The organism is Mycobacterium sp., from assembly GCF_032159565.1.
Taxonomy (GTDB): Bacteria; Actinomycetota; Actinomycetes; order Mycobacteriales; family Mycobacteriaceae; genus Mycobacterium.
In genome coordinates, this window is the sequence record NZ_JAVHWR010000105.1 from 1 (window position 1) to 18,761 (window position 18,761).

The 18,761-nt window shown below is 66.4% G+C and carries 21 protein-coding genes and 1 pseudogene; 12 read left to right on the forward strand and 10 right to left on the reverse strand.

Annotated features, from left to right (window positions below; all coding sequences use genetic code 11):
• Positions 1–126 (forward strand): annotated as a pseudogene (locus tag QOC76_RS12875) (enoyl-CoA hydratase); the annotation flags it as partial.
• On the opposite strand, the gene QOC76_RS12880 reads toward QOC76_RS12875, so the two are convergent.
• Both QOC76_RS12880 and QOC76_RS12885 read right to left on the reverse strand, forming a co-directional pair.
• On the reverse strand, positions 123–806 hold the full coding sequence (locus QOC76_RS12880) for a PIG-L deacetylase family protein (RefSeq protein WP_526357222.1): 684 nt from the start codon (positions 804–806) through the stop codon (positions 123–125). The pseudogene QOC76_RS12875 and the gene QOC76_RS12880 sit on opposite strands and share 4 nt — an antisense overlap.
• 4 nt (positions 807–810) lie before the next feature.
• A complete protein-coding gene (locus QOC76_RS12885) occupies positions 811–1,440 on the reverse strand; it encodes a TetR/AcrR family transcriptional regulator (protein WP_526357223.1) in 630 nt (209 codons plus the stop codon).
• 41 nt (positions 1,441–1,481) lie between these two features.
• On the opposite strand from QOC76_RS12885, the gene QOC76_RS12890 reads away from it, so the two are divergent.
• On the forward strand, positions 1,482–2,615 hold the full coding sequence (locus QOC76_RS12890) for a phosphotransferase family protein (protein WP_526357224.1): 1,134 nt from the start codon (positions 1,482–1,484) through the stop codon (positions 2,613–2,615).
• A complete protein-coding gene (locus QOC76_RS12895) occupies positions 2,615–3,730 on the forward strand; it encodes an Rv3169 family protein (protein ID WP_526357225.1) in 1,116 nt (371 codons plus the stop codon). The genes QOC76_RS12890 and QOC76_RS12895 overlap by 1 nt, the downstream gene beginning before the upstream one ends.
• Positions 3,731–3,871: 141 nt before the next feature.
• On the opposite strand, the gene QOC76_RS12900 is transcribed toward QOC76_RS12895, so the two are convergent.
• From QOC76_RS12900 to QOC76_RS12910, 3 genes are read right to left on the reverse strand one after another with little or no spacing between them, the layout of a single operon-like run.
• Positions 3,872–4,237, reverse strand: a complete 366-nt coding sequence (locus QOC76_RS12900) for a DUF4345 family protein (protein WP_526357226.1) — start codon at positions 4,235–4,237, stop codon at positions 3,872–3,874.
• A gap of 12 nt (positions 4,238–4,249) precedes the next feature.
• Positions 4,250–5,785, reverse strand: coding sequence for a flavin-containing monooxygenase (locus tag QOC76_RS12905; RefSeq protein ID WP_526357227.1), 1,536 nt, complete (start codon positions 5,783–5,785; stop codon positions 4,250–4,252).
• Positions 5,786–5,825: 40 nt separating this feature from the next.
• Positions 5,826–6,806, reverse strand: coding sequence for an LLM class F420-dependent oxidoreductase (locus QOC76_RS12910; protein ID WP_526357242.1), 981 nt, complete (start codon positions 6,804–6,806; stop codon positions 5,826–5,828).
• 28 nt (positions 6,807–6,834) lie between these two features.
• On the opposite strand from QOC76_RS12910, the gene QOC76_RS12915 reads away from it, so the two are divergent.
• Entirely contained in the window at positions 6,835–8,190 is a 1,356-nt protein-coding gene (locus QOC76_RS12915; protein WP_526357228.1) for a flavin monoamine oxidase family protein, read from the forward strand.
• Here QOC76_RS12915 and QOC76_RS12920 read toward each other — a convergent pair.
• Positions 8,187–9,158: an alpha/beta fold hydrolase gene (locus QOC76_RS12920; protein ID WP_526357229.1), complete on the reverse strand. Its 972-nt coding sequence runs from the start codon at positions 9,156–9,158 to the stop codon at positions 8,187–8,189. The genes QOC76_RS12915 and QOC76_RS12920 overlap by 4 nt on opposite strands.
• A gap of 63 nt (positions 9,159–9,221) precedes the next feature.
• Between QOC76_RS12920 and QOC76_RS12925 the strand changes: the two genes are divergently transcribed.
• The 3 genes from QOC76_RS12925 (at position 9,222) to QOC76_RS12935 (ending at position 12,213) form a co-directional block, all read left to right on the forward strand.
• Positions 9,222–10,193 (forward strand): NADPH:quinone oxidoreductase family protein, encoded by a 972-nt coding sequence (locus QOC76_RS12925; RefSeq protein WP_526357230.1) that lies wholly within the window; start codon positions 9,222–9,224, stop codon positions 10,191–10,193.
• Positions 10,194–10,301: 108 nt separating this feature from the next.
• The gene (locus QOC76_RS12930; RefSeq protein ID WP_526357231.1) at positions 10,302–11,300 is read left to right on the forward strand and encodes a CAP domain-containing protein; all 999 of its coding nucleotides are present in this window, start codon (positions 10,302–10,304) and stop codon (positions 11,298–11,300) included.
• Positions 11,301–11,346: 46 nt separating this feature from the next.
• Positions 11,347–12,213, forward strand: a complete 867-nt coding sequence (locus QOC76_RS12935) for an endonuclease/exonuclease/phosphatase family protein (protein WP_526357232.1) — start codon at positions 11,347–11,349, stop codon at positions 12,211–12,213.
• Here the strand turns inward: QOC76_RS12935 and QOC76_RS12940 are convergent.
• From QOC76_RS12940 to QOC76_RS12955, 4 genes are all read right to left on the reverse strand, one after another.
• Entirely contained in the window at positions 12,194–12,634 is a 441-nt protein-coding gene (locus QOC76_RS12940) for a hypothetical protein (RefSeq protein WP_526357233.1), read from the reverse strand. The genes QOC76_RS12935 and QOC76_RS12940 overlap by 20 nt on opposite strands.
• A gap of 86 nt (positions 12,635–12,720) precedes the next feature.
• The gene (locus QOC76_RS12945; protein WP_526357234.1) at positions 12,721–13,473 is read right to left on the reverse strand and encodes an alpha/beta hydrolase family protein; all 753 of its coding nucleotides are present in this window, start codon (positions 13,471–13,473) and stop codon (positions 12,721–12,723) included.
• A 4-nt stretch (positions 13,474–13,477) separates the two neighbouring features.
• Positions 13,478–14,377: an NAD-dependent epimerase/dehydratase family protein gene (locus tag QOC76_RS12950; protein ID WP_526357235.1), complete on the reverse strand. Its 900-nt coding sequence runs from the start codon at positions 14,375–14,377 to the stop codon at positions 13,478–13,480.
• A gap of 20 nt (positions 14,378–14,397) precedes the next feature.
• Positions 14,398–15,270 (reverse strand): alpha/beta fold hydrolase, encoded by an 873-nt coding sequence (locus tag QOC76_RS12955; protein ID WP_526357236.1) that lies wholly within the window; start codon positions 15,268–15,270, stop codon positions 14,398–14,400.
• Between the two features lie 130 nt (positions 15,271–15,400).
• Between QOC76_RS12955 and QOC76_RS12960 the strand changes: the two genes are divergently transcribed.
• The 5 genes from QOC76_RS12960 (at position 15,401) to QOC76_RS12980 (ending at position 18,549) form a co-directional block, all read left to right on the forward strand.
• The gene (locus tag QOC76_RS12960) at positions 15,401–15,640 is read left to right on the forward strand and encodes a DUF6480 family protein (RefSeq protein WP_526357237.1); all 240 of its coding nucleotides are present in this window, start codon (positions 15,401–15,403) and stop codon (positions 15,638–15,640) included.
• 56 nt (positions 15,641–15,696) lie between these two features.
• Positions 15,697–15,930, forward strand: a complete 234-nt coding sequence (gene mbp1, locus QOC76_RS12965) for a microaggregate-binding protein 1 (protein WP_526357238.1) — start codon at positions 15,697–15,699, stop codon at positions 15,928–15,930.
• Positions 15,931–15,949: 19 nt separating this feature from the next.
• Entirely contained in the window at positions 15,950–16,978 is a 1,029-nt protein-coding gene (locus tag QOC76_RS12970) for a M42 family metallopeptidase (protein WP_526357239.1), read from the forward strand.
• 486 nt (positions 16,979–17,464) lie between these two features.
• Positions 17,465–17,917: an STAS domain-containing protein gene (locus tag QOC76_RS12975; protein ID WP_526357240.1), complete on the forward strand. Its 453-nt coding sequence runs from the start codon at positions 17,465–17,467 to the stop codon at positions 17,915–17,917.
• 479 nt (positions 17,918–18,396) lie between these two features.
• Entirely contained in the window at positions 18,397–18,549 is a 153-nt protein-coding gene (locus QOC76_RS12980; protein WP_526357241.1) for a hypothetical protein, read from the forward strand.
• Positions 18,550–18,761 lie beyond the last annotated feature (212 nt).

Sequence of the window (18,761 nt, forward strand, 5' to 3'; positions counted from 1 at the left end):
GTGATCGATCCCGCGTTGGCCGCCGAGCAAAAGATTGCGTTCGCGCAACATCGCGATTTCGACAACCTCGGCGATCGGTTCCGTGCGGTGTCCGAGCGCAACAAGCGACAGATCGACGGCAGCTAGTCGCCGACCTGCCGTTTCAGGATGAACTCGACTGAACGGTCGCCGTCGAGCCCCGGCAGCGGCGGCTGCGTCGTCATGTCGACCTGGTTGCGGGCTTGCTCCACGACCGGCGTGTCGGGGTCGAGCACCGACAGGTAGACGTCGTGGGCGCACAGCGACTCGACCGCGACGTCGATGAACCCGTCCACCACCTCGCCGTGCGTCCCGTACGGGCCGCACTCGAAGAGCCAGCGGGGCGGCTCTGGTAGCGAATGGTAAGCGGCGGCAACGGCATTCGAGAACTCGATGTGGTCGCGCTGATTTGGTGCGCCGGGCCCCCATTCCGGACCGCTGTAGAGCGTGAGCACTACGTCGGGCGCCAGCTCGGTGATCGTTTCGGCGATCTTGTCGCGCAGTTCGGGTGTGTCGAATATCTGGCTGTCGGGAAAATCCCAGAACTCCACGTGCTCCACCCCGACGATGGCCGCCGAAAGCCGTTGTTCGCGTTCGCGTAGCGGTCCGGCCTCTTCCGGCGGCATGCCTTCGATGCCGACCTCGCCGCGGCACGCCAGCGCGTAGTACACGGTCTTGCCCTGCGAGGTCCATTTGGCGACGGCAGCGGCCACACCGTATTCGGGATCGTCGGGATGCGGCACAAGTACCAGCGCGGTGCGCCATTCGGTGGGGAACGGCTGAACCATGGTGTCAGGCAATCACACCGTGGGCGACGATCGCAGTCGTCTCGTCGACCCACTGCTCGTCGAGTTCCTTGTCAGGCCACAACAGCAGGCGCAACATCGTGGTCCCGCCGATGACCTCGATGAGCCGGTCGGGATTGATGTCGGGATGGACGTCGCCGCGCCGCAGCGCGTCCGTCAACCGGGTCCGCACAGCGGCGAACACGTCGTCGAACCGGTCCATCACCGTCGTGTTCAGTTCGGCGTCGGCCGTCATGTCCGCGATCAGACCTGGGAGCGCCGCCCGCACCACCGGGCTGGTGAACACATCCCTGGCGGCGCCGATCATCGCGCGGACATCGGCGCGGAAATCCCCCGGCGGAGCCTCGATCGCCGTCGGCGCGGCGGGAAAGGCCGCCTCATGGACGAGCTCCGCCTTGCTCGACCACCGGCGATACAGCGCGGTCTTGGTGGTACCGGCCCGCTCTGCGACCGCGGCCATCGTCAGATTCGAATAGCCGATTTCCACAAGCAGTTCCGTCGTCGCGCGCAGTATGGCAGCGTCGATACGCGGGTCGCGGGGCCGGCCCGCGGCTGAGGACAATGTGTGCTCCTCTCGTGCGCGCCTCTTGTCAACAGAACTCGGGTCTGCTTTCATAACGCTACCCACAGTATCGTAATTAAGCCGGAGGAAGAACCTTGGCAACAGAACCGGCCGTCGAAGACGTCGGCCGACTCCAGCGCTCCGCCAGAGACGTCAGCACCCTGCCCGGCGTGATGTCGCAGTGGCTGTCCACGGTGATGCCCGGCGGCACCACGCCCCAGGTGACCGTCGAGAGCGGCGTCGATTCGAACGGGATGTCGTCGGAGACGATCATCTTGTCCGGGCGCTGGGAGGCCGACGGCGAACGGCAAGAAGCGAAATGGGTGGCCCGCGTTGCGCCCTCCCAAGAGGACGTGCCGGTGTTCTCGTCGTATCGGATGGACCACCAGTTCGATGTGATCCGGTTGGTCGGCGAGCAGACCGACGTCCCCGTGCCGCGGGTGCGGTGGCTGGAGCCGACGGGCACCGTCCTTGGCACGCAGTTCTTCTTGATGGACTACGTGTCAGGAGTGGTGCCACCCGACGTCATGCCCTACACGTTCGGCGGCAACTGGTTCGCCGACTCATCTGCGGAGTCGCAGCGCGCACTGCAGGACAACACCGTCGACGTGCTGGCGAAGCTGCACGCGATGCCCTCGGCGGAAACCACGTTCGGCTTCCTGGCCGACGGCGACGAGCCGAACGCGTTGCGGCGCAACCTGAACTGGCTGCAATCGTGGTATCGGTTCGCGGTTCCCGACATCGGCCGGTCCCCGCTCGTCGAACAGGCGCTCGAGTGGCTCGAGGCGAACTGGCCCGAGGACGTCGCGGCCACCCAGCCGGTGCTCATCTGGGGAGACTCCCGAGTCGGCAACGTGCTCTACGAGGACTTCAAGCCGGTCGCCGTGCTCGACTGGGAGATGGCGACGCTTGGACCGCGGGAGATGGATGCCGCATGGATGGTGTTCGCCCACATGGTATTTCAGGAGCTCGCCGGTCTGGCCGGGATGCCGGGTCTGCCCGGCTTCATGCGGGAGGACGACGTCAAGGCCACCTACGCCGAGAAGGCCGGCGTCGAGCTGGGTGACCTGAACTGGTTCTACGTGTACTCCGGGGTTATCTGGTGTTGCGTGTTCATGCGGACCAGCGCCCGTCGCGTCCGCTTCGGCGAGATCGAGAAACCCGACGACGTCGAATCGCTCTTTTACCACGGCGCCCTGCTGCGGCGCCTCATCGGAGGTGAAGCCTGATGCTCGGGCCCATGGATGAGTTTCCGGTCCACCAGATCCCGCAGCCGATCGCGTGGCCGGGCACCTCCGACCGCAACTTCTACGACAGGTCCTATTTCAACGCCCACGACCGCACCGGCGACATCTTCCTGATCACCGGCATCGGGTACTACCCGAACCTCGGCGTGAAGGATGCGTTCGTGCTGGTCCGGCAGGGCGAGTTGCAGACGGCGGTACACCTTTCGGATGCCATCGACTCCGACCGGCTCAACCAGAACGTGTTGGGTTACCGCGTCGAGGTCACCGATCCGCTGCATCAGCTGCGCATCGTGATGGATGAGACGGAGGGTGTGGCCGTCGACCTGACCTGGAGCGGGCTGTTCAACGTCGTGCAGGAGCAGCGGCACATCCTGCGCGCGGGCACCCGAGTCACCTTGGACGCGCAGCGATTCGCTCAGGTGGGCTCGTGGAGTGGACAGGTCGTCGTCGACGGCGAGGAGATCACCGTCGACCCATCGGTGTGGATCGGCACGCGGGACCGGTCGTGGGGCATCCGGCCCATCGGCGAGGCGGAACCGGCTGGGCGTCCCGCGGATCCACCGTTCGAGGGCATGTGGTGGCTGTACGTGCCGATGGCGTTCGACGACTTCTCGATCGTGCTGATCATCCAGGAGGAGCCCAGCGGATTCCGGTCGCTGAACGACTGCACCCGGGTGTGGAAGGACGGCCGCGTCGAGCAGCTGGGGTGGCCGCGGGTGAAGATCCACTACACGCCGGGCACCCGGATACCGACCGGCGCGACGATCGAGACGACAACAGCCGCAGGGGCGCTGCTCCGATTTGATGTGGAATCCAAACTGCCCGTGCCGATTCACGTGGGCGGCGGATACGGCGGCGACTCGGACTGGATCCACGGCACGTGGAAGGGCGACAAGTTCACCGAGCGGCTCACCTACGACATGACCGATCCGGCGATCATCGGGCGCGCGGGGTTCGGCGTGATCGACCACGTCGGCCGTGCGGTGTGCACCGACGGCAACGGCACACCCGCCGAGGGTTGGGGTTTGTTCGAACACGGCGCGCTGGGGCGGCACGATCCGTCGGGCTTCGCGGACTGGCTGACCGTCGCGCCGTAGATCGCTGGTCGCAACAGCGATCGTCACAGCGGTCACACCCGTAGCAGCGATCAACTTTTTGCACGCGTCTTCTCGCACTTCCTCTGCGAAACGTTGATCGCTGTGACGCCTGTGGCGCTACCAAAAGCTCTGGACGCGCGGTTAGCTGACCGCGAACAGCGCTGCGCCCGCGAGGACTTCGACGATGCAGTAGAACCAGTTCGGGTAAAACGGCGTCCGCGCATCGACTATCGCAGACACGACGCGACCCAATGCCATTCCGACCAACGCCACCCCAACGGCGATCAGAATTCCCTTCGCCACGTCCCCGCCGCGGAGGGCCGCGTAGCCAAGCGCCGCGGCGATCGCCAACCCGAACCCGCCGTAGACCGCGCGCACCTCCGAACGCGCAACCGGCGACTCCAGAGTGACGCCGAACGGCCGAATCAGCGCGCCGGGTGCGGCCAACGCATAAACGCCCATGCCGAGAAAAAACACCGCGATCACCAGAATGACCGCGACGCTCACAACCGGACTCCCCTAGGCCGACTGCGCGGACTTCGCCTCGACGCGACCGAACACCATCGACTCCTCGATCCGGTCGAAGCGGTGGTCGATCGCGTCCAGCACGTAATTGTGGCGCACGTTCCATGGTCGATGCGTTCCCGACTTCGGCAACGCGTGCGCGGCCCTCTGCACGTAGCCCGCGTTGATGTTCCACGCAGGCTTCTCCGGCATCGGCACGTCACCGAGGTGCGGGTAGGCATGCGTGTAGCCGTGGGAACCCATGTACGCCAACAAGTTCGCCACCGCTCGTGCGGTCAGATCCGCACGAAGCGTCCATGAGGCGTTGATGTACCCGACGCACCATGCCGCATTCGGCACGTCCTCGAGCAGGTGCTCCTTGTAGACGAATCGGTCCTGCGGCTTGACCTCCGCACCATCGATACTCAGCGCGACGCCGCCGAGCGCCTGCAACTGCAGTCCGGTGGCGGTGACGATCACGTCGGCATCAATCCGATCACCGGAGCGCAGCACGATGCCGTCGGCGTCCATGTGGTCGATGTGGTCGGTTGCCATCTCAGCGCGGCCGTCGCCGACGGCGGTGTAGATGTCGTTGTCGAGGATCAAGCACATCCGCTGGTCCCACGGGTTGTACCGCGGCTTGAAGTGCACGTCGACTGGATAGCCCCCGGGCAGAGCCTCCATCGCTGCGTTCCGAAGTGACCGCCGGACGTAACGCGGCGCCTTGCGCGACAGCACGTAGAGCAACACTGTTAAAACGGTGTTGTACCAACGCGCGACGGGATACGCGATGCGGAACGGCAATACCTTTCGGATCGCCTGAACGACAGGGTTTATGCGCGGCTTCGACACCAGGTACGTCGGAGAGCGCTGCAGCATCGTCACCTTGCCGGCCTTCTCGGTCAGCGATGGAATCATACTGACCGCCGTTGCGCCGCTCCCGATCACAACCACCCTCTTTTCTGTGTAGTCCAGGGACTCCGGCCAGAACTGGGGGTGCGCGACCTCACCCGAAAAGGTCTCCAGCCCAGGAAAATCCGGCCGATAGGGCTCGTCATAGTTGTAGTAGCCAGTGCCGAAGAACAGGAACCGGCCGCGATAGGTCTTCGCCACACCGTCCACCTCGGTCTGCACCGTCCATGTGTCGGTGGACGAATCCCAGTCGGCTAACAGGACGCGGGTGTTGAAGCGGATGTGCTTGTCGATGCCATGCTTGCGCGCGGTCTCGACAAGGTACTCCCGGATGTCCGATCCGTCGGCGATATTCTCTTCTCGAGTCCACGGTTCGAAGGGAAAGCTCAACGTGAAGATGTCGCTGTCCGACCGGATGCCGGGATAGCGGAACAGGTCCCAGGTGCCGCCGATCTGCGCTCGGCGTTCGAGCATCGTGTACGACAGCTTCGGGTTCTTCTCGTGGACGCGGTATGCGGCGCCGATCCCGGAGATCCCCGCGCCGATGATCAGGACATCGGAGTACTCGGCGTCAGCCTGCTCTTCGCGCAAGCGCTCATCGGCGTCAGTCTGCTCTTCGCGCAAGCGCTCATCGGCCATCTAGACCTCCCTTGGTCCGCCCCGGTACCACGATATGTCGTCAGCCGCGGAGCGCGTCAACGATCTCGCCCAACATCTCCGGCGCGATCGGACCCGGCTGGTACAGGCAGACCCGGTCGGATATGCCGTCGACCCGGTCCCGGATATGGGCGGCCACCTCGGTCGCCGTGCCGCAGGCAGCGATGGTGTGCAGCACCTCGTCGTCGATGAGCGTGCCCATCTCCTGCCACCGGCCCTGCTTGGACAACGCGTTCAGCTCGGGCTGCAGGTCACCCCACCCGTGGATCTCGAGGACCGGGCGGTAGGCGGGCGTCGAACCGTAGAACCCCAACAGACGGCGGGCCGCGCTGTGAGCCTCCTCGTCTTCGCCCACCGACACGATGATCTCCGGGATGACGGCGAAGTCCTGTGGCGGCTTGCCTGCCGCTGCCAAACCTTCCCGCACCGCGGGCATGGTCACCTCGTGCAGGTACCGCTTGTTGCCGAACGGCATCACCAGCAGACCGTCGGCGTGCTCGGCGGCCGCGCGGGTGAGCCGGGGGCCCAGCGCGCCGACGTAGATCGGCGGCGGGCCGTAGGGGTTCTCGCCAGGGCTGAACGTCGGCGTCATCAACGTGTGGCGGTAGTACTCGCCGCGGAAGTCGAGCCGCTCGCCGGTCTCCCAGGCATGGAAAATGGCCCGCAACGCCGCGACCAGCTCGGTCATCCTGGCGACCGGTTTGTCGAAGTCGGTGCCGAACCGCTTCTCGATCTGCGTGCGGATCTGGGTGCCCAGGCCGAGCGCAAATCGGCCTTCGCTGAGCAGTTGGTGGTCGATCGCTTGGTGAGCGAGGTGAATCGGGTTGCGGGGAAAAGCAATAGCGACGTTGGTCATCAGATCGAGACCGCCGACGGTCGACGCCAGGGTGAGCGGCGTGAAGACGTCGTTCGTCCCTTCGAAGGTGAACACCCCGCTCGCACCGGCGTCGCGAAACGCCCGCGCCTGCTCGATCGCGTCGATGGGGCCGAACAGCGCTGTCATCACCCTCACGGCGTGAGAGCCTAGTCGCGTGACACAGCCCATTAATGCCGATGTCGTCGTCGTCGGGGCCGGGTTCGCCGGCCTGACCGCGGCGCGCGACCTGGTCAGGCACGGATACGACGTGATCGTGCTCGAGGGCCGCGGCCGGGTCGGGGGGCGGTCGTCGACCACGACGATCGCCGGCACACCGGTCGACCTCGGCGGCACATTCGTCGGCCCGACGCAGACGGCCGTCACCGACCTCGCGCGTGAGCTGGGCTGCGAAACTGTGCCCACCCACGGCCGCGGCAAGAACCTGATCAAATGGCGTGGCCGCATCCGCGAATACCGCAGCACCATCCCGCGGTTGTCGATGCTCGAACTGTTCGACGTCTCCCGCATCCAGTGGCGCTTCGAACGACTCTGCCGCCGGCTGTCGATCGCGGAGCCGTGGACGGCGCCCCACGCACACAGCCTCGACAACCAGACCCTGGAGCGATGGCTGCGCTCGCTGCACGCAGGTGCGTCGACGCGCGATCTGATGGCGATCATGTCGCGGGTCACTTGGGGCTGCGAGCCCGATCAGGTGTCGATGTTGCACGCCGTGCGCTACGTCAAGGCGGCAGGCGGGATCGGACGGATGCTCGACGTGAACGGCGGCGCACAACAGGACCGCTTCCCCGGCGGGACCCAGCAGATCGCGCTCAAGCTGGCCGACGGGCTGGGCGAGCGAGTCCGGCTGGCAGCGATCGTCCGGCGCATCGAGCGGCATGCCGACGGCACCACCACGGTCGGCGCCGACGGCGGCGACGTCACCGCGAGGGCCGTCATCGTGGCCATCCCGCCCGCGCACCGCGCGGCAATCGAGTTCTCCCCCGACCTGCCCGCCGAATACGACAAACTCGCGCAGCACTGGCCGCAGGGAAGCCTGAGCAAGGCGTACGCCGCCTACCGGACACCGTTCTGGCGCGCGAACGGATGCAGCGGCGAGGCGCTGTCGGACGAGGGCCCCGTGTTCATCACCTTCGACGTCAGCCCCGGCGGCGACGAGAAGCCCGGGATCCTGTTGGGCTTCACCGACCCGCGCACTTTCGATCCGCTGCCGCCCGCCGAGCGCCGCGAGCGCGCGCTGGCGGGGTTCGCGGCGCTGTTCGGCGACGACGCTCTGGAACCGATCGACTACGTCGACCACTGTTGGGCCAGTGAGGAATTCGCGCCCGGCGGACCGACCGCCGCGGTACCGCCCGGGTCATGGACCACCTATGGCCCGTGGCTGCGCAAGCCGGTGCAGGGAATCTTCTGGGCGGGCACCGAAACCGCTGACGAGTGGACCGGCTTCCTCGACGGCGCCGTGCGATCGGGTCGTCGCGCGGCCGCCGAGGTGCACGGCGAACTGTCGGGCTAAGAGGTGGCCCGCCGCGGCTCGGCGACCGACTCGATGAGCGAGCGCAGGTGGCCGTTGACCTCGTCGGGGCGCTCGAGGATCGCGCAGTGCCCGCCGGAAAGCTCGACGAAATCGGCGAGGTTGGGCGCCGTCCGCGCGATGTGACGCGACGACACGATCGGCAGAAGGCGATCCTGCCGGCTGCCGATCACCAGCGTCGGCACGGTGAGGTTCTGCAGACCGATGTGCTGGTGGGTGCCCAGGGAGTCGATCAGCTTGCGGGCCCAGCCGCCGCGACTGGCGGCAGGCGTCTCGGTGAACAGTTGGTAGACGAACTCCCCGACCGCCGGGTCCGCGTCCCGGCCAACGGCCATCATCGTCACGAACCGCTTGCTGGGCCGGTCCGCGGCACGCAGCAGGGGCGCCGCACCGAAGCTCCTGAGAAGGCTTTCCGCCGCGCGAACGCGGGCGTTGGTGAGCGGCCGGGGAACGGCCGCCAGCTTCACATGGCGCAGCAGGTCGCCGGTGGTGGTGTTGATCAGGGCTACGGCGTCGGCGCGTTCGGTCACCCGGCGCGGATACCGCTCCGACCACGACGCGATCGCGATGCCGCCCATGGAGTGGCCGGCCAGCACGGCCCGTTCGCCTGGCTTCAGCGTCGCCTCCAGAACGGCGTCGAGGTCGGCGGCAAGGAAGTTCAGCCCGTAGTTCGCACGCCGCGACGGCACGCCGCTGCGACCATGGCCGCGGTGGTCGTAAGCGATCACGCGGTACTCGCAGGCCAGATCGGCGATCTGATACGCCCACACCCGGAGGGCGCAGGTGATGCCGTGCGCCAGCACGATCGGGTAGCCGTCCTCGGGTCCGAAGACCTCGGCGTGCAGCGCAGTGCCGTCGCCGGCGCGCACGTGCAGCGGACGTGACGGCGGCAGAGCGTCGGCTGCAGCTAACCGTCGCGCAGTGCGGTTGACCCGCTGACCTCTCGGCATAGCCGGCAGATATTACCGTCAGGCGGCAACCGTACCGTCGACCCGAGGCTGTTAAATGGGGCGATGCGCGCAATTCAGATACCCCGCCTCGACGGGCCCGCGGCGGCGGAGCTCGTCGAGCTGGAAGAGCCCACCGACGAGAACGCGGTCGTCGTCGAGGTGCACGCGGCAGGGGTGGCCTTTCCCGACGCTCTGCAGTCGCGCGGGCTCTATCAGTACAAGGCGGAGTTGCCGTTCGTGCCGGGCGCCGAAATCGCGGGCGTGGTGCGCAGCGCACCCTCCGGTAGCGGCTTCGCCGCGGGCGATCGGGTCGCAGGCCTGACGATGCGGAACGGCGGGATGGCCGAAATGGTTGCGCTGCAACCGGAGAGAGTGTTCAAGCTGCCCGACAACGTGTCCTTCGAAGCCGGTGCGGGGCTGCTGTTCAACGACCTCACGATGCATCACGCGCTGCGCACCCGCGGCAGGCTGACCGACGGTGAAACCGTTCTGGTGCACGGCGCAGCGGGCGGAATCGGCACCTCGACACTGCGTTTGGCGCCGGTGTGGGGCGCAACGCGGACCATCGCGGTGGTCGGCACCGAAGACAAGAAACCGATCGCCAACTCCGCGGGCGCATCCGACGTGGTGCTGGCGGACGGCTTCAAGGACGCCGTCATGGGGCTGACGGACGGCAAGGGCGTGGACATCGTCGTCGACCCGGTCGGCGGTGACCGGTTCACCGACTCACTGCGTTGCCTGGCACCCGGCGGTCGGCTGCTGATCATCGGGTTCACCGGCGGAGAGATCCCCACCATCAAGGCGAACCGGCTATTGCTCAACAACGTTGACGCGGTCGGCGTCGGCTGGGGCGCGTGGACATTCACCCATCCCAATTACCTGCGCGAACAGTGGGACGAGTTGGAGCCGCTGCTGGCGTCGGGCGCGGTGTCCGCGCCGGAACCGGAGATCTATCCGCTGGAGCGCGCGGGCGACGCCATCGCATCGCTCGAGAACCGCACCGCCAAAGGCAAAGTCGTCGTCAAGCTGCGGTGAGGCCGGCTTTCTGGCCATTGGCCGTGCGGTAACTGCGGTCGGTAGGCAGGCAGGCGGGGAGGGAAACGCCCGATATCTTTCCTTATCCATCGGTCGTACGTTCAGCCCATGACCACCACTCGAACACGCAAACTCGCTGCCATGGCAGCTGCCGCCGGCTGCGTCGGCGCCTACCTGGTCGGGTCACCGCACGCCCTTGCCGCCCCGGACCCGAACAGCGGAACCCTCTTTGATCTGATCAACCAACAGCATGCGGCCGCTGGCTGTGCGCCGTACGGCCGCGCGCCTGCGCTCGGCGACGTGGCCTTGCAGTATGCCAAGACGTTGGCGACCAATAACGGCCAGCTGCAGTCCAACACAGTGCCGCTGCTGCAGGGCAGGGGTTACAACCCGTCCAACTGGGGCGAGATGGACTACTTCAATCCGAACGGCGCCACGCCGCAGGACACCGTCGACTTCTGGCTGAACAATCCAACCAAGGATCTGTTCGGCAACTGTGACATCACCCAGATGGAAGTCGCCGTGTGGATCGACAACGGTAAGTGGGGCGCCTCGTCGATCATGGGCACACCGAAGGGTTCGACGCCCCCTGCGACCAATCCCGGTAACGGCAATCCGCCGAACCAACCCCCGGTGGGCAGCGGTGGCCCCGACGGCGCGCTGCTGGCCGCCGTCAACGACGCCAGGCTGCATCCCGAGAAGTACCCGCCGCACGGGAACACCGCAGGCGCCGCAATGAGCGCTTGCCCCAACGCGTTCAACGACTCGGGCGCCCTGGACAGCGCAGCGGCGACGCACAACAGCTACATCGCCTCCCAGCCGAAGGACAGCGATCCGCACCAGAACGCGAACGGGAAACGGTCGTGGGAGGACGGCGGACCGATAGAGGCGGCCGGTTACAGCAGCGCCCGCGGTGAGATCGTCGCGACGGGACAGAGCACTGCGAACGCCGCGGTGGTGGCCTGGATGCAGGATGACGCGAACGCCTCGCCGCCGTGGGGTCACCGCAACAACATCCTGAATTGCGGATACGCCGACGCCGGCGCCGCTCACCTGACCGGCGGCCCATGGGGTAACTACTGGACTGTCGATATGGGCACCCACTAGCGGGGCACCCACCCTCGGTCGCGGCCCATGCTGGAAACTCTTCGGCATGGGCCCTTCCGAGGTGCTGAGGCGGCTGGCGGCACCTCGTCGCCGCACCACAGTGCCCGTCGGAGGCTTCAACGCGGCCACAGGTCAGTGGACAAACAGCGTCACCGCAGACGGTGTCGAGCGTGACGAGGTCACGCTGACGACCTTCAACATCTGGAACGAAGGCAAGCAGGCCGAACGGCGCTACCAGGCGATCGCGGAACTGCTGTCCGCTCGCGGGCCCGACATCATGGTGTTCCAGGAGATCACGCGCTCGGCTCTGCGGGTGTTCCTCGCGCAGCGGTGGATTCGCGACAGCTATGTCCGCGCGGCCGTCAGCGGCTTCCGGGTCGGCAACTACGGCATGTTGATGCTTTCGCGTCTTCCCGTCACCGACGTGACCTACACCCGATTGCCGACCCGTCAGGCCCGCGGATATCTGCGGGCCGACCTGATGATCAACGGGATTCGGCAGCCGGTGTGTTCGGTGCATCTCGACAGCGGAAAGAGCTCCAAACCGCTGCGCACACGTCAGCTCGAGACGATGTTCCGCGCACTGCAGAACACGGAAGATGCTGTGCTGCTTGGTGATTTCAACATGCGCGATGACGAGAATGAGCACATCGATCCGCTCTATACCGACCTCTGGCCCGCTTTACGGCCCGGCGAGGACGGGTTCACCGAAGACACGTCGATCAACCTGATGCGCTACGACATGAAGGACAAGCATCGGCATGTCCGATTCGACCGTGTGCTGCTCAAAGGTGATCACTGGACGGCAGCGGAGATCGAACTACTCGGTACGAAGCCGATCGGCGATGACCCGCGGGTGTTCCCGTCGGATCACTTCGGCGTGGAATGCCGTCTCAGACGCCGTATTCCATAGGCCGGCCCTGCGGGCCGACGGCGGACTGGTCGGCGACGGCGGTGGCGACGACGGTGCCGCCCTGCGGGGTGCCGACGACGGTCACTACATCGTTGACGGTGAACGACGCTGCCGGACTCGCTGATTGACCGCTATCGGTGATCGTGGTGGTGCCCGGAGTGACGGCGTAGGTGTGGGTCGAGCCGTCGGCACTTTGGGTGGTGAGCGAATCGGCCGTCACCGCGATCAACCTGCCCTGCTGAGTCAGCGGCTGCTGCGGTTGAGCGGCCTGCGGCGCGGGAGGGGTGGCTGCGGTCGGGGCGTCCGGCTCCACCAGTTCGACGATCGCGGCGGCGAGCACACTGGACACGCCTACCGACGCGGCGATGGAGCCGACTATCAGGTTGGACCTCGACGACCGTGCGCGATGTTTTCCACTCATGGGCCTTTCCCTGCTGCTCGACAACGTCTGTCGTTGTAAGCGGAGTTACCCGAGTAAAGCTGCGGCGAAACACCTCGGTCGAATCGTCACAGATAGGGGTCGGTCCAGGCGCTGATGATCCGGGCTGCACGGGCGGCCTGGTTTTTGCCGGTGAGCAGGTGGTCGGCGCCTTCCAGGGACACGAAACTGCGGGGGTGTCGCGCGGCTCGGAAGATCTCGCTCGCGTTGGCGATGCCGACGGTGTTGTCGGTGGGTGAATGCATGACCAGCAGGGCACGGCGCAGGGTGCGGATCTGTTCGCGGAGGTCGGCCTTGCGGACGTCTTCGATGAAGTGCCGCTTGAGGGTGAGCGCCTTTCCACCGACCGGGAACGGCGCCTCGCCCTCGGCTTCGATGCGGGCCAGCAGCGCGTCGTAGTTGTGTTCGACGTGGCCGGGGTCGTACGGCGCGCCGACGCTGGCCACCGCCACGACGGACGGGCAGTCGTGGGCGGCGGCGAGCACGGCCGACCCGCCGAACGAATGCCCGACGAGCAGGTGGATCTCGCGGCCGGAGTCGTTCATGAACTCGACGGCGCGGGCGGTGTCGGCGACCTTGTGGGAGAACGACCCGTCGCCCCAATCTCCTTCCGAGTCACCGAGACCCAGGTTGTCGAAGCGCAGCATGCCGACGCCCTCGCTCGCGAGCTGCTTGCAAATCCTGCTGGCGGCAGGGCTGTCCTTACCGAGCGTGAAGCCGTGAGCGAAGACACCCCAACCGCGCACCTCGCCCTCGGGCGAGTCGACGAGACCTGCGAGCGTGGGCCCGGTGGTGCTCGGGAAACTGACGCGCTCCGCCACCGACCTAGCCGACCAGCTCTGGATGGAACTTGACGACCATCCGACGGAAGCCGTCCTGCCAGTCGACCGCGGTGCCACCGACCAGCTCGCGCATCAGCGTCGGGTCCGTCGGATTGCCGCGCAGCGCCTGCACGCTCTTCTCGAAGACCGGTTCCTTGCCGATCAGCGAGCCGATGTAGGTGCACCACTCCTGCAGGCTGACTGCTTGCTCGCCGCACCAGTTGATGGTGGGGACGGGCACCGCCGCCTTCTCGAGCAGCTTCGGGATCATCGCGATGATGTCGTCTTCGTGGATCGGGTTGTACACGGCGGGTCCGCCGTCGGGAACCGGGATCGGGATGCCGCCCAGCATCATCTCCATGTGAAAGAACGGCCATCCACCGTTGTCGCCGTACGGCACGTTGAGGCGAGCGATGATGGCGGGCACGCCGAGTGCGCGCGACATCGTCCGCACGACGACCTCGCCGGCGATCTTGGAGATCGAATACGTTGGGAACATCGGCTTGTGGTTGTCGCCCAGCGCGGCACGCTCCGTTCGCGGTTCGTCGTCGGGCGGGTCGTAGACCGCCGCCGACGAGCAGTGCAGGAACGCCTTCGCAGTGCGGCAGTGCGCCATCAGCAGGCCGGCCGATTCGGCGTTGGCGCCGAGATCTTTGTCCCACCTGCCGCTTTTGGCGACCGCCAGGTTGAGTACGTAGTCGAAGTCGGCCGGAAGCCCGCTGAAGTCACCCGACGCGAGGTTGACCGTCTCGCATCGCACCCCCGCCTCCTCAAGACCCTCCCGTGCCGCCGGATCGCTGAAGCGGGCGATACCCCATACCTCGTTGTCCGCCGCGAGGGATTTGGCGATGGGTGCGGCGACCTGGCCGCTCGGTCCGGTGATGAGGATTTTGGATCCGCGCATGCGCTGATCGTAGGGAATGCTCAATGCGTGGAGTGCCGGTTGAGGAACTCGACGACGGCATGCGCGAAGAGATCGTTGCGGTCGCCCGCCACCATGTGTCCCGCCCCCTGCACGTCGACGAACTCGACCTGCGGGAAGCGCGCGAGGAACTCCTGCGCGCGATCCTCGCTGACGAGGTCGCTCACCTGGCCGCGGACAAGGAGCATCGGCACGTCGTCGCCGAGGATCGCCTCGATCGCCTTGTGCATGCGGTCCGGATCGGTCACCTCGATCGGAGGATTGGCGGCGGTGCCGTCGATGAACTGCGGATCCCAGTGCCAGTACCACCTGTCGCCGCGCTGACGAAGGTTGGCGCGCAAGCCATTCAGATCGGTGGGGCGGGGACGGTGCGGGTTGTATTCGGCGATCATGTCGGCCACCTCGTCGAGCGACGCGAAGCCCTCCACCATCCGGTCGGCCATGAAATCGTGGATCCGCGCGGCGCCGGCCGGGTTCATGCTCGGCACGATGTCCACCAGCACGACGGCGCTCGCGATTCGCCGCGCCAGTTCACCGGCGAGCAGCATCGAGGTGAAGCCGCCGAGGGAGGCCCCGACGAGAACGGGGTTCGGCGGTAGCTGGGCGAGCACTTCGCGCACGTCCTCGGCGAAGGTGATGACGCGGTAGTCGCCCTCGTTCGACCAGTCGGATTCACCGTGGCCGCGGAAGTCGACAGTGACGGCCTGCCATCCCCTGTCGGCGACCGCGGCGGCGGCGCGCGACCATGAACGCCGGGTCTGCCCGCCGCCGTGCAGGAAAACCACGGCGCAGGCCTGCGGGTCACCCATCCGGTCCGCGACGATGCGAATACCGTCGGGAGCCTCGGTCACGAAGGGCTCAGCCGCTGCGGTCATCCTCGGATCGTATGGTGCGGCGCGGCACCGCACGGCCGCGAATGCCTGCGCATCAGCGACAGCCCGCCGAAGGTGACGGCGAACCGACGATGTGCGTATAACGCCTTCGGCTGGGTATGTCCTCATCGTTATGACCGCTCAGCCGCCTGATCCGGACCCCGCAGAGACTCCCGGTCTCGAGCCGGGCGGCGGTGTCGAACCCGGCGAGACACCGCCCGACTCGGCGCAGACGTCGGGGTTGTCGGCTGCGCAACCGCCGGCTCGGCGGAAGTACACACCGGCGACGGTCGCCGGGATCGTCGCCGTCGCCGTCTTCGTGCTCTTGTTCGTCGTGGTCGCCGTAGCGCTCGTCGTTCACATTCTTGTTTGACGCGTGCGCGCCCGGGAAACACTTCGGGCGGTCCAACTACGACGAAGGAGTTGCACGTGGCTGACAACAGCGGTCCCCAAGAGGGCATCAAGGGCGCCGTCGAAGACGTCAAGGGTAAGGCCAAGGAGGCCGTCGGCACTGTGGCCGGCCGCGACGACATGACCGAAGAGGGCAAGGCGCAGCAGGACAAGGCAGACGCTCAGAAGGACGTCGCCAAGAAGGAGGCGGAGGCCGAGTCCGCTCGCAGCGGCGCCAAGGCGGCGGAGAAGCGGGAACAAGCCAATCAGTGACGGGTTCCGTCGCGACCTGTTGCAGGAACTGCTGTGGGCGTGCGGACCCTCCGGGCAAGAAGAGGATGTCCGCGACATCTGCCGGCGTGAGCTTGCGGCGTCCGTCGACGAGATGTGGATCGACAAGGCGGGCAACCTGGTCGGGCTGATTCGTGGTGCCGACGACGACGAAGCCATCCGGGTGATGGCGCACATGGACGAGCTGTCCATGATCGTGAAGCGAATCGACTTCGACGGCACTCTGCATCTGAGCCCACTCGGCACGATGTATCCCGGGAACTTCGGCCTCGGCCCGGTAGCGGTGCTCGGCGACGGAGAACGGCTGACCGGGGTGCTGTCGCTCGGTTCGGAGCACACCACCGCGGAAAGCAAACGAATCTGGGAGACGAAGCCCGATGGCGGAGACAAAGCGATGGATTGGACGCATGTCTTCGTCTTCACCGGCAGGACCCCCGCCGAGCTGGCCGGTGCGGGTGTGCGGGCGGGCACCCGCGTCTGTGTTGACCGAAGCAAGCGGACCCTGGTGGAGCTGGGTGACTACCTCGGCTGTTACTTCATGGACGACCGCGCCGCGGTGGTCGCTCTGCTCGATGCCGCGGCAGCGCTGAAACAACGGGACGGCCGGCCGCCGAACGACGTCTACGTCGTCTTCACGACCAGCGAAGAGGTCGGCGGTGTCGGCGGCTCGTATGCCAGTCGAACGCTGCCGGGACACGTCACCCTCGCGCTGGAGGTCGGCCCGACCGAGGAGGAGTACGGGACCAGGGTCAGCGGAGGACCGATGGTCGCGTACAGCGATGCGGAGTGCGTGTACGACAAGAAGGTCGCCGACAGGCTGATGGAAATCGCATCTGCCTGCGGACTGTCACCCCAACCCGCCGTGTTGGGCGCATTCGAATCCGACGCGTCGCACGCGAAGGCCGGCGGCCTGGCTGCGCAGACGGGACTGCTGTGCCTGCCCACCCTGAACACTCATGGCTACGAAGTCATCCGCCGCGACGCGATCGCTGAAATGGCAGGCGTCGTCGTCGAGTTCCTGATGCCCTAGATCGCGTAGTCGCGCGGCGTGTCTGGACGGATCCTGCGCCGCCCGTACGCATTTCCGGCAACGGCATCGTGTCGAAATCGGGATAGGTCGATGTCATGCGGCAGCACCGCAACTGATGATGAAAGGCATTGGATGTTCCTCGTCCAACGCGACTGTCACTGCAGACTGCCCGGTCACCCTCCCGTCAAACGCAGGCAGTATCGCGACCTCACAGGGACGACGGATTCCGTTGTAGCGCACGGGGCGGCTGGCGTCGGGATGGTATATGGCCAACACCAGAATGTCCGAAAAACGAAGAATCGCAATGAATATTTAGAGATCTATGAGGTCTGGCACATTTTGCGGAATCCGTAGTAACCTCAATGCGGTTGAGCTTACAGCCGGTCGTGGCGCGCGAGAGCGCAGCGCCGATTGTCCGGCCTTCAGACTGCAGGGCCCTCGAGTCTCCTCGAGCGCCCTCGGTGCGCTGGGGGGAAGGAGTTCACTTTGACCACTGCCAGTCCTGTTCAGCTGCACCATGTGCATTTGCCATCCGCCGATGAGGTGCAGCGCCACGGCAGAGCGGTCTTCACCGCGCAGGAGCTGAGCGACGGGCGGGTGCTCGTCGCCATCCGAGGCGACATCGACGCCACCAACCGCCATGCGCTCGGCCGGTTCGTCCAGCGCCACACCCGCGTCTCCAAGCAACTGATACTCGACCTGACAGGTGTCGACTTCTTCGGAAGCCAGGGTTTCACGTCCCTGTACTACGTCAGCGTGCACTGCGCCCGGCGTGATGTCGACTGGATGATTGCCGCCGGCCGCACGGTGCTGCGGATCCTGCGCATTTGCGACCCCGACGGCGAGCTGCCGCTCGCCGGGGACCTCGTGGCGGCATTCGCCCGGCTCGACCACATCGCCAAGCACCGCCACGCGGTCGCCTGGGGCGAGACGTCGTAACTCTTCCGACCACTCCCCGGTAGCCGTCCCGCTTTCCCGGTTGGATGGTCCGTGCCGTCGTATTGAGCGTCTCCCCGATCGTCTTGCCTATAGAGACGATGACCAAGGGGTGATGAGCCGTGAAGTATGTGCTTCTCTTCGTGGAAACCGAGCAGTTCACCAGCGATATGGCGGCCATGAGCCCGTCGGAGCGACAGCGCGCGTACGACCGCGTGAACGAATGGTTTGCCGCGCACGCGGACAAGCTGCGCGGCGGCAGCAAGCTGAAAGCGCCCGAGACGGCGACCGAGAGGAGATCCGATAACGATGACCGACAATGCCCAGCTGCACCGCGAGCTCGTGACTCGTGTTCTCGAGAATTCGGCGTTTGCGCCGGCCGAGTTGCGTCGGAGCGCATTCGACAATGCCGGGTTGGACAATGCCGGGTTGGACGAGGGGATGCGAACTTGGTCTCGAAGGTGGTCGCACGCTCGTACGCGGTGACGGATGACGATGACGCCGCCGTGGGCGACGCGGGACTGAGCGAGGACCAGATATTCGAGATCATGGTGTGCGCCGCCATCGGCGCGGCGGACAGGCAGTACGCCAGCGGGCTGACCGCGCTCACGGAGGCGATCGGGGGTCGGCAATGAGGCTCGAGATCCTTGATCGCGGTGATGGTTTGGGCACGAAGGCGCTGACGACAGCCGGTGGTGGATGCGGTCAAGCTGGCGCTCTACCGGAAAGACTACTACGGCGCGGGACCGCTCACCCACGAGGCGATGCGTGGACCCTCGGACCGGTCGGTCGGCGACCGCGAGCTGATGACGGCGTACGTGTCGGCGGTCAATGAAAGCCCGTTCTG

Bases quoted from the DNA above. Each gene is read 5' to 3' on its own strand.
- QOC76_RS12880 (WP_526357222.1), bottom strand. From the start codon at position 806: ATGGTTCAGCCGTTCCCCACCGAATGGCGCACCGCGCTGGTACTTGTG.
- QOC76_RS12905 (WP_526357227.1), bottom strand. From the start codon at position 5,785: ATGGCCGATGAGCGCTTGCGCGAAGAGCAGACTGACGCCGATGAGCGC.
- QOC76_RS12930 (WP_526357231.1), top strand. From the start codon at position 10,302: ATGACCACCACTCGAACACGCAAACTCGCTGCCATGGCAGCTGCCGCC.
- QOC76_RS12955 (WP_526357236.1), bottom strand. From the start codon at position 15,270: ATGACCGCAGCGGCTGAGCCCTTCGTGACCGAGGCTCCCGACGGTATT.
- QOC76_RS12935 (WP_526357232.1), top strand. From the start codon at position 11,347: ATGGGCCCTTCCGAGGTGCTGAGGCGGCTGGCGGCACCTCGTCGCCGC.
- QOC76_RS12925 (WP_526357230.1), top strand. From the start codon at position 9,222: ATGCGCGCAATTCAGATACCCCGCCTCGACGGGCCCGCGGCGGCGGAG.
- QOC76_RS12950 (WP_526357235.1), bottom strand. From the start codon at position 14,377: ATGCGCGGATCCAAAATCCTCATCACCGGACCGAGCGGCCAGGTCGCC.
- QOC76_RS12920 (WP_526357229.1), bottom strand. From the start codon at position 9,158: ATGCCGAGAGGTCAGCGGGTCAACCGCACTGCGCGACGGTTAGCTGCA.
- QOC76_RS12910 (WP_526357242.1), bottom strand. From the start codon at position 6,806: ATGACAGCGCTGTTCGGCCCCATCGACGCGATCGAGCAGGCGCGGGCG.
- QOC76_RS12960 (WP_526357237.1), top strand. From the start codon at position 15,401: ATGACCGCTCAGCCGCCTGATCCGGACCCCGCAGAGACTCCCGGTCTC.
- QOC76_RS12895 (WP_526357225.1), top strand. From the start codon at position 2,615: ATGCTCGGGCCCATGGATGAGTTTCCGGTCCACCAGATCCCGCAGCCG.
- QOC76_RS12885 (WP_526357223.1), bottom strand. From the start codon at position 1,440: ATGAAAGCAGACCCGAGTTCTGTTGACAAGAGGCGCGCACGAGAGGAG.
- QOC76_RS12940 (WP_526357233.1), bottom strand. From the start codon at position 12,634: ATGAGTGGAAAACATCGCGCACGGTCGTCGAGGTCCAACCTGATAGTC.